Source organism: Endozoicomonas sp. SESOKO2, assembly GCF_024606245.1.
Classification (GTDB): Bacteria; Pseudomonadota; Gammaproteobacteria; order Pseudomonadales; family Endozoicomonadaceae; genus Endozoicomonas_A.
Map to the genome: position 1 here is coordinate 1 of NZ_JAHHPQ010000171.1, position 5,149 is coordinate 5,149.

The following is a 5,149-nucleotide window of genomic DNA, read 5'->3' on the forward strand; positions in this document are numbered from 1 at the left end:
ATAGGAAAGAAATAACAGAGAAATAGCCGGAAACAGCAAAGCGGGAGTTGTTAGATTCAGCTCCATAGGACCTTATCTGAAATGACATGTTAAGGGGTGTCATATTATATCCTTCTGCCCCTGCGTTCAAACAGCTCTAACTGCTGCATCTGCCCGGAGGTTCTCAAGTCCAGCAGCCTTACTCCCACCCCGAGTAGACGTACAGGCTTATTTCCCCTCTGCCAGGCTCGAATCACTAATGACTGAAAGTGTGCTTCCGGTGTTTGATCATCCCACTCTATCATTTCCTCAAGTGTCGTCTGGGTGAAATCATTGAACTTTACTTTTACAAACCGCTTGGTGACCGAATATTCATTCCTGATTGCCTGAAAACGTTGCGACAGATCCTCGATCAGGGGTTTAACCTGAGTCAGTATTGACTGCTCATCGTGCAAATCTTCATCAAAAGTATGTTCAACAGATAACGACTTCCGCCTTCTATCCAGCTCCAGCGCACGATCATCCACACCTCTGGACAGCTCCCAGAGGCGTTCGCCAAAACTGCCAAACCAACGACATAACTCAACCGGAGAGTATTGCCGCAACATGCCACAGGTCATAATCCCTTTGTTATGGAGCTTTTGAGCAGTCACCTTACCCACACCGTGTATCTTCTCAACGGGCAATTCAAAAACAAAATCCCGGACCTGATCGGGCGTGATCACACAAAGACCGTTTGGCTTGTTCCAGTCCGATGCCACCTTGGCCAGAAATTTGTTAGGGGCCACACCAACAGAAACATTGATGCCCACCTCTTCACAGACAGACTGCATGATTTCCCGGGCCATAAGTGTGCCACTGCCTCGACATTGACTGGATTGGGAAACATCCAGATAGGCCTCATCCAGCGACAGGGGTTCAATCATCTCAGTGTAACGATGAAAAATGGCATGCATTTGCCTTGAGGCGGCTTTATAGACATCAAACCGGGCGGGCAAAATAATCAACTCAGGGCAGAGTCTGAGTGCTCGATAAGAGGCCATAGCAGAATGCACGCCCGACTTGCGAGCTTCATAACTGCATGTGGCTATCACTCCCCGACGCTCGGCCTTCCCCCCCACAGCAAAGGCTTTGCCTGTTAAAGCAGGATCATCCCTCTCCTCTACAGAACAGTAGAAGGCATCTGCATCAACATGGAGAATTTTTCTCTGAACGGATTCATTCGGTTCCGGCATAGTGTGATTGGAAAATTTAGCGGAAATTATTGCACCAGCCTGTTAAGACTAACGATAGGAGAAATAGGAAACAATGATTTTTTACTGTTTTTTTATACAGCCCCATTTCTTACACTGCCCATTCACCCAAAAAGATAAAGCGCAACCCCGAATATCTACGTATTTTCAATCAGTTGATAAAATCGTCAAATCGCACTCCGTTTATATGCCCTCTCGGGGTCTGATGTCAAAAGAAGCGTCTCAACCAGCCTGGCAATCGGTTTGGGCGCGCTCACGGTCAAAAGATTAAGGCTTGAATATGCGCTTAACGGTGTTTAATACGCCGATCATCAGTTATCTGTTAAAGGCTCTGGCCAAAATGTGCCTGTTGATTTCCGGCTGGAAGGTCGAAGGTAACCAGCCCCGAGTACCCCGCTACATTCTGGTGGCCGCCCCCCATACCAGTAAATGGGACTTTTTTATCGGTATGGCCGTTGGCCTGAGCCACGGGATAGAAGCACACTGGCTGGGTAAATCCAGCCTTTTCCGGAGACCTCTAGGTTCTGTGATGCGCTGGCTGGGAGGGATACCGGTTGACCGGGACCGAAGGGGCAGTCTGGTAGATCAGAGTATCTGCTGTTTTAAAGGCAACAAACAACTGGGTCTGATCATTTGTCCTGAAGGCACTCGCTCTAAAGGTGATCGCTGGAGAACCGGTTTTTATCACATTGCCAGAGGGGCAGAAGTGCCAATCATTCTGGCCTATATGGACTTCCGGAAGAAAAAAGCCGGCTTTGGCCCCACCATCAAGCCCGGATGCAGCATGAAAAAAGATCTGGCTGAAATTCAGGCCTTTTATGACAAAAAGCAGGGAAAACACCCAAACTGTTTCAGCCCGGTTTTATAGCAGAATATAACATTCACATGCTGGTTTACTTTGAGTAACATTAAACGATGGAGTCGGCCATTATCCGCGAAAAACAGCTGAAGAAATGAAATCACCGGTAGAAGTCAGGAAATGCGACAATGTTTATACTGATCGACGTTGTCAGAATAAATCCGACCTGATTCGCAGATTACATTAAATATTGACAAACTGCGTAATTTCTGAGGATTGCCGAATCGACAAAAGCCTCATTATTTTTAAGGCGGGGAGAAGAAAACTCGAAAGCACGAGCATTATGTTCAATCAAGTCCAGCATATATTCGCGATCATTAAACAACGTTTTACTGGCGTATCCTAAGTAAACAATACTATGATTCATCAAACTTTTAATAATGTTTTTGTCGCCTCGGATTCTTTCACTAGCATACTTCAGAGCTTTTGGGCGCTTCGCGATAACGGCAGTGACAACCTCATCATAATCCGGAATTTCCGGGCTGACGTCTTGCATAGAACGGCTACGCCGAGTGACTGCGGCTATGATGACATCTTTATCACCCTTGAGTTCTTGACCTACATATTTCAGATCAATTGGATGTGCTGCAATGGCTTCTAATACAAGCTCTTTATCATTTCGAACCTGTTGACTGACATAATTCAGCCCGTCCTTCACCAAGGCTTTCCTGACCTTTTCTTTAATATCCGAAAACGACTGAGCCGGTGGAATATCAAACGTCAGTGTGTAATCACGTGATGGTTTGATAATGAAGTATTGACCTTTCAAATGGAGATAAAAATCCTCAAACGGTGGAATAGAGTAATTGGGATCTGCCAATAAAAAATGATGTAAGAGCTCCTTGCGAATGCTCTCATTCATCTCTTCACTCATTAACATTTCCCGCAGACTAACCTCCGGTTTTTCCCTGAAATATACTGAAGACCGACACTCCCCTAACCGCTCAGCGTAAAAAACAAACTGTTGAAGATGGCTACTTAATAACTGGCAGCATGCGGGACTAATACGGTAATCCCTCAGATAAAACATTGAGAAAAGACAATGCTGAAAGGTGAATCTATCAGCATCTGTCACAACATCGGGATTAAGACGTTGTTCAAGCAAGTTAAAATCCCAATGAGATTCTTCAAAAATGTCTGCGTTCTCAAAGAAGATATCAAGATCACAGATAGTCTCTAACACAATCATCAGTTTTTCAAAGGCATCCTGCATGTGTGGACTTGATTTCATTCGGGAGCATTCGACGATAATTTGACCGGCTGCAGCGTTGCAACGTACCTTCATGCTATCCGCATTTTCATCCAGTTCGATCGCTTTCAGTAATTGCACCAGAAACCACATACGCTTTGACTTGCCGTCTTTATGAATGCCATAAGGTTGATCAAACTGGTCAGAAAATTTTAGTCGTAAGGTTCGTTCTTTACCCCCCTCTGCCTGTTCAAGTAATTCGACGAGGCCAACGTGATTGCCCAATTCCAGGTTAACCATCAAGGCATCATCCATACTGACGACAGTCCCTGAGAGCTCTAATGCTTGCATGCATGCTTTGCCGGATGGCGTCAATAGTGATGCTTTTTCACCCTTAGCACCCGGGGTCGTGCAATCAACGTAGGTGATCTTCTTTTCCTGAAAAAACTGCCCCTGACCCGAGGCCAGAGTGACCGGTGCCAGTGCCTCCACAAAACGCTTATGCAGGGCAAAAATCAAGTCATGAACACTACGGACCTGCTCAGCCTCACGGAAGTGGAGTGCCTGAAGAGAGGATTGTAACTGATGGCAGGCGGTCACCCACTGACAGAACGCTCCCTGAAATATCAGCCCTTTTTCAGCGGTCTGCATTGGCAGAATGATACTTTCTAACCCGGATCGTACGGTTTCTTTCAGCATCTCTAGCCGGTTGTTCAGTACTGGTAATTCTCTTCGAAATAGCTTGACCTGGGGTGAACGCCTTCTGCTCGCCAGCCGCAAGAAGGCCAGGTAACCCTCCAACATTGCCTGAGCCCCATAAATCAGAAGATTAACGCTATCCTCGATCCCAGCCAGTAGCTTTGATCGTTGTGATGACATGCTCAGTTTTATCGGGTTTGCCAGACAATCCAGTCCACCGCCGGGGCCAAAAAGTGCCAACAGACGGGCATTTTGATCGGTGAGCCATTGAAAACCACTGGCGACGTGATGGAATGTGGCTTCAGGGGGAGACAAATCATCCCGTGACGGGAGGGCTTTAGCTAACGGAACATCAGAAACCGCAGAAGACAGGCTTATGTGCCTGACCAGTTTCCCGGTAAGATCACCGGCAACAATAAAGGCACCGGGCTTACCGTTGAAGCGGGCGCAGGCCAGTGTTGCCTGTTGGCCATCCTGAGTGGCCAAGGCCGCAAACTGTTCACCGGCCAGCATCAGGGTTTTTTCTTCCTGTCTCATCAGGATCGCGGCATGATCATTAAATCCTGCTTCGGCCAGGACAAAACCTCCTGCCCACCTCAGGAACTCAGGCTCAAGCATCCACTCTTCAACGTGGTGAGCCAAGACAATGGCACCCTCTGGCATACTGCCTGCTTCTCGATTTTTGGCCAACCAGATGGATCCGGTGCAATAGCCTTCACTGATCCCCTCACCAATGGCAAGAGTCTCTTCGGGTATAAACATGGCAAAATCCATGCCGCCAGAGAGTCTGGTTACAGGGCGCACCTGCAGCAGGAACAGGCGACCCTGATGATCGATAGCAAACTCAACATCCACGGGGCAGAGTAACAGGTCTTCCAGCTCAGTCACCCTCTTCCTGAGTGCTGAAACCGTCTCATCACTGAGTCGCTGCCCGCCGTCGTCTGATGGAGAATCCGCATCATGGATTCTTGTTTCCGAATAACCGTTATTACCCTTGTTTTTGTAAAGGATGAAGCGGCTTGAAAGCGTCCCGGGAAAGTATTGAGAGCTGTCAGTTCCTTCTTTGCGAGAAATATCGATGCGGTGGGGCGTGTTGCCGGACTGTCCTGCCACTACGCCTCTGGGCTGACCGGGTGTGTACTCAACCCTGATGGTATCATCCTGAAAAGA

Annotated in this window: 3 protein-coding genes; 1 reads left to right on the forward strand and 2 read right to left on the reverse strand. The window is 47.6% G+C overall.

What is annotated here, in order from left to right; translation table 11 throughout:
• Positions 1–104: 104 nt before the first annotated feature.
• A complete protein-coding gene (gene dinB / locus KDK17_RS04240; RefSeq protein ID WP_257280741.1) occupies positions 105–1,214 on the reverse strand; it encodes a DNA polymerase IV in 1,110 nt (369 codons plus the stop codon).
• A gap of 298 nt (positions 1,215–1,512) precedes the next feature.
• Between dinB and KDK17_RS04245 the strand changes: the two genes are divergently transcribed.
• On the forward strand, positions 1,513–2,100 hold the full coding sequence (locus KDK17_RS04245; protein WP_257280742.1) for a lysophospholipid acyltransferase family protein: 588 nt from the start codon (positions 1,513–1,515) through the stop codon (positions 2,098–2,100).
• 169 nt (positions 2,101–2,269) lie between these two features.
• On the opposite strand, the gene KDK17_RS04250 is transcribed toward KDK17_RS04245, so the two are convergent.
• Positions 2,270–5,149 (reverse strand): DUF4116 domain-containing protein (locus KDK17_RS04250; RefSeq protein ID WP_257287427.1); only part of this gene is annotated, 2,880 nt, incomplete at its 5' end.